This window comes from Flavobacterium sp. (genome assembly GCF_021151785.1).
In the GTDB taxonomy this organism is placed as follows: Bacteria; Bacteroidota; Bacteroidia; order Flavobacteriales; family Flavobacteriaceae; genus Flavobacterium.
Genome location: NZ_JAGKWP010000142.1, coordinates 1 through 4403 on the forward strand (window position 1 = coordinate 1; position 4403 = coordinate 4403).

6 protein-coding genes are annotated in these 4403 nt (G+C 30.4%); 3 read left to right on the forward strand and 3 right to left on the reverse strand.

The window, feature by feature from the left end:
- From nusB to yajC, 3 genes are all read left to right on the forward strand, one after another.
- Window positions 1-672: transcription antitermination factor NusB (gene nusB / locus QZ824_RS10765; protein WP_291276018.1), on the forward strand; the 672-nt coding region annotated here is incomplete at its 5' end.
- Window positions 673-683: 11 nt separating this feature from the next.
- Entirely contained in the window at window positions 684-1127 is a 444-nt protein-coding gene (locus QZ824_RS10770) for a DUF1573 domain-containing protein (protein WP_291276019.1), read from the forward strand.
- 3 nt (window positions 1128-1130) lie between these two features.
- Window positions 1131-1406, forward strand: a complete 276-nt coding sequence (yajC, locus tag QZ824_RS10775; RefSeq protein WP_291276020.1) for a preprotein translocase subunit YajC — start codon at window positions 1131-1133, stop codon at window positions 1404-1406.
- An 87-nt stretch (window positions 1407-1493) separates the two neighbouring features.
- Here the strand turns inward: yajC and pepT are convergent, their stop codons facing one another.
- From pepT to QZ824_RS10790, 3 genes are all read right to left on the reverse strand, one after another.
- Window positions 1494-2738: a peptidase T gene (gene pepT, locus QZ824_RS10780; RefSeq protein ID WP_291276021.1), complete on the reverse strand. Its 1245-nt coding sequence runs from the start codon at window positions 2736-2738 to the stop codon at window positions 1494-1496.
- 85 nt (window positions 2739-2823) lie between these two features.
- On the reverse strand, window positions 2824-3711 hold the full coding sequence (locus QZ824_RS10785) for an energy transducer TonB (RefSeq protein WP_291276022.1): 888 nt from the start codon (window positions 3709-3711) through the stop codon (window positions 2824-2826).
- Window positions 3712-3926: 215 nt separating this feature from the next.
- Window positions 3927-4355 (reverse strand): DUF5606 domain-containing protein, encoded by a 429-nt coding sequence (locus QZ824_RS10790; RefSeq protein WP_291276023.1) that lies wholly within the window; start codon window positions 4353-4355, stop codon window positions 3927-3929.
- Window positions 4356-4403: the final 48 nt, after the last annotated feature.

A 4403-nucleotide genomic window follows, 5' to 3' on the forward strand; every position in this document is an offset into this window, starting at 1 on the left:
CTAGAAAAGCATGATGAATTCCATGATAAATTAGAAAAAAGAAAAATAATAAATTGGAAATTGAACGATGATACTATTTTGTTCCTTTTAGAGGAAGCTAAATCATCTGAAATTTATAAAAAATACATGGCTATTTCAACTTCTTCTTTTGAAGAAGATATTCAGTTTATTGCAGATTTATTTATTCACGTAATCGCTCCAAATGATAAATTATATGATTATTTAGAGGATTACAAAATTACATGGGTAGACGATATTCCTGTAATTAATACACTTATCAGTAAACAAATAAAAGCTTTAAAATCAATGGAAAACACTATTGATTTACCAAGAGTTTTTAAAGATGAAGATGATAAAGAATTTGTTCGTAATTTGTTTAGAAAAACTGTTTTAAATGAAGTTGAATTTGCCAAGGAGTATGAAAACAAAACACCAAATTGGGATACTGAAAGAATTGCAGAATTAGATACTATTATTTTAAAAATGGCTATATGTGAGTTGTTGAAATTTCCATCAGTGCCTATTAAAGTTACATTAAATGAATATTTAGAAATAGCTAAAGAATACTCTACTCCAAAAAGTAGTATTTTTATCAATGGAGTTTTAGATAATTTAGTTAAAGAGTTTCAAGCTAACGATAAAATTAGAAAATCAGGAAGAGGTTTATTGTAAAACAAATTTTTATGAAGAAAATTGCCTATTTATTAATTTTTAGTTCTTTATTATTTAGTTGTAAGAAGTCAGAAGGGAATTTAAATTTTGATGATTCTCAAAGTATTGAACAAAAGCAAAAAGAATTGAGTAAATATCCAACAACTATTGCTTTTAATAAAGTTCTACATGATTTTGGTGAGATTCAACAAGGTGAAGTCGTTGAAACCGAATTTATAGTTAAGAATACAGGAAAAAATGATTTATATATCTTAGATGCTTTTGCTTCATGTGGTTGTACAGTTCCAGAGGTTAGTAAAGAACCTTTAAAATCTGGAGAGTCTACACCAATTAAGGTAAAATTTGATTCAAATGGTAAATCTGGATTTATTGAAAAATCGGTTAATATAAGATGTAATACATCTAGAATGATAGAAACCGTAAAAATTAAAGCTAATATTAAAACAAACAAATAAACCATGAAAGACGGAATGTTATTTATTCAGTTAGGTTTAATGATTGCAGTATTTTATTTCTTAATCATTATGCCTCAAAGAAAAAGAATTAAACAAGAAAAATCTTTTGAGTCTAATTTAAAAGTGGGTGATAAAGTGATTACCAAAGCGGGTATTCACGGAAAAATTGCTGAAATTGCCGAAACGACTATAGTTATTGAAACAATGTCGGGTAAATTAAAAATGGAGAAAAATGCCATTTCTGTTGAGGCTACAATTAAGTTAAACGAAAAGAAATAGTTTTAAATAAAACAACCCCGATGAATTTTCATTGGGGTTGTTTTTTTATGTTTTTAGGAATTTTTTATATAATTGAAGTGAATAATTTTAACTATTCTGTTTTGCTGTTAGTTCTGCGATTTTGATTATTACATCAATTGCTTTTTGCATACTCTCAACTGGTACATATTCATATTTTCCATGAAAATTGTGACCACCAGCAAAAATATTTGGACAAGGTAATCCCATGAAAGATAGTCTAGATCCATCTGTTCCGCCTCTAATAGGTTTTATTAATGGTTTTATTCCTAATTCTATCATTGCTTGTTCGGCAATTTTCACAATATGCATTACAGGTTCAATTTTTTCACGCATATTGTAATACTGATCTCTAATCTCTAAAATGGCAATATCTTCTCCAAATTGCTTCTTGAATTTTTTGTTCATTTTAGCAATCATTTCTTCCACATTTTTTTTTCTTGCATTAAATTTTTTACGGTTATGATCACGAATAATCAACTCAACTTTGGTATCTTCTATACTTCCATGAATTCCTGTTACATGATAAAACCCTTCATATCCTCTTGTTGTTTCTGGAGTTTCATCTTTTGGTAACTTTGATATGAATTTATTGGCTAACAACATTGAATTAATCATTTTACCTTTTGCATATCCTGGATGAACACTTTTACCTTTGAAGGTTATTTTAACTCCTGCCGCATTGAAGTTTTCATATTCTAATTCTCCTATTTGACTTCCGTCCATGGTATAAGCCCAATCAGCTCCAAATTTTTCAACATCAAAATAATCAGCACCTCGGCCAATTTCTTCGTCGGGAGTGAAGCAAACTTTTATAGTTCCATGTTTAATTTCGGGATGTTGTGTTAGATATTCCATAGCTGTCATGATTTCAGTAATTCCAGCTTTGTCATCTGCACCTAATAAAGTTGTTCCATCTGTTGTAATTAAAGTTTGTCCTTTATATAAGAGTAAATCTTTAAAATAAGATGGAGATAAAACGATATTTTCTTCTTTGTTTAGAATAATATCACCACCGTCATAATTTTCAACAATTTGTGGATTTACATTAGCACCAGTAAAATCAGGTGTGGTGTCAAAATGAGATACAAAACCTATTGTTGGAACTTCATAATCAACATTACTAGGTAAGGTTGCCATAACATATGATTTCTCGTCTATAGAAACCTCTTTTAGTCCGATTTGTTTTAATTCATCAGCTAATTTATTTGCTAAATTCCATTGTTTAGCAGTGCTAGGGGTTGTTGTTGAATTTGGATCAGATTCTGTATCAATAGTAACATAACTAATAAATCTGTCTATTATATGTTGCATAGTTTTAAATTTAAGCTGTGCAAATATAAGGAAAGCTATAATTTAATAACGACCTTTTAAAATTAAAACATACTGTTTTATGATATTAATCGGAGTTTTTAAAGTTATAGGTAATGGTACCTACTTGTTTTTCAGCAGCTGTATCACTTGCTTGCCATTTAGTTTTTAAAGCATATTGTTTTGCTAAGGAAATTAGACATGCATCTGCTTTTGTTCCTTTGCCGTTATTTGCACTAATTGTATTTCCTGCTTTATCTACGATTACTTCAATAACAACTTTTCCAAATGAATTACATGAATTACCCACATCAGGAATTTTAGCAGGTCTTCTTCCTGCTAAATTATAACTTGCACCACCACCTGAACCGTTGCCACTGCCAGAACCATTTCCACTTCCGTTTCCAGTGCCATTACCTGAACCGTTTCCGCCACCCGTGCCGCCACCAGAGCCTCCATTGCCATAATAGCTATTCGAGTTTAAATCACCATTTGATTTTCCTTTGTTTCCATTTACATTATCATCTCCATCTCCACCCTTGTTTTTACCTTTAAGCATGTTTGAAAGGGCTGAATTTGTTTTTTTTATTGGTGTAGGATTATCAACGGGTTTCGTGTCATTAGGTTTATCTTTGGGTTTTGTATTTGTTTTTGGAGGTGTTTTTATGTCAGCACCAACATTATCTTGAGTAAGAATTTCATCAGGAATATTTTCTTCTGGAGAAGATTTTGAAGTTTCTTGCATTTTTACTTCTAAAGTTTCATTAAGATAGTCGTCTCCTTTTCCTAAGTCACTGTCTCCAAAGTTTACAGTAGCACCGCCACCGCCACCGCCTTCAGCAATTAAAGCTTCTGTTTTTCCATATGGAGGCCAAAAACGAATAAAAAACATGATTGCAACAATAGTTAAATATAAAACTAAAGCAATAGCAATTGATTTTTTTTGATTGTCTTTATGTTCGTTTTGTTCTTTCATAGCTATTAATTTCAACGAATAAAAGTATAAAATATTGTTTGATAAAAAAAATGTTGTTATAATTTAACCTTGATTTATTAACTAAGAAAAGATAAATGTCAAATTTAAGCGGTATAGCAAAGTACTTTGTGTTTTGGATAGCTTGAAGGGAAGTCAAATTAAAGATACACTTGTGTTCTAAAAAAAAATCCCGAAACAAAGTTCGGGACTGTTTTTTATTCTGCTGCTGGTATTTCTTCTTTTGGCTCTGCTGATAAGGCTTCAACAGTAACATAGCCTTTAGGTTGAAGTAAGTTATACCAATTTAAAATTTTCTTGATGTCAGAAGTGTACACTCGGTCTTCGTCAAATTCAGGTAGAATTGTTCTAAAATACTCTCTTAAAGTAGCATCACTTTCTTTGTGAGATAAAGCTAAACCATCATTTTCTTTAGTTGCAATTGCTTTGAAAACTTCTGCTAAACGCACTTCTTCAGTGTAGGTATAAACAGCAATTTCTGATAATAAACTTACGTTACTTCTCATACCAACAGTAACTTTTTTACCGTCTAATAATGATTCAGCAACAAATCCTGTACGCGTTTGAATTTTTAATTCAAATAAACCTGGTTTTCCAGAAATAGCTAATATTTTTTGAAAGCTCATTGTAATTATTTTTTGGTTGGCAAATATATTTTTTAAACTCTAATCGAC

Excerpts from the sequence above, each read along its gene's own strand:
- QZ824_RS10790 (WP_291276023.1), bottom strand. The coding sequence starts at position 4,355 with ATGAGCTTTCAAAAAATATTAGCTATTTCTGGAAAACCAGGTTTATTT.
- QZ824_RS10770 (WP_291276019.1), top strand. The coding sequence starts at position 684 with ATGAAGAAAATTGCCTATTTATTAATTTTTAGTTCTTTATTATTTAGT.
- yajC (WP_291276020.1), top strand. The coding sequence starts at position 1,131 with ATGAAAGACGGAATGTTATTTATTCAGTTAGGTTTAATGATTGCAGTA.
- pepT (WP_291276021.1), bottom strand. The coding sequence starts at position 2,738 with ATGCAACATATAATAGACAGATTTATTAGTTATGTTACTATTGATACA.
- QZ824_RS10785 (WP_291276022.1), bottom strand. The coding sequence starts at position 3,711 with ATGAAAGAACAAAACGAACATAAAGACAATCAAAAAAAATCAATTGCT.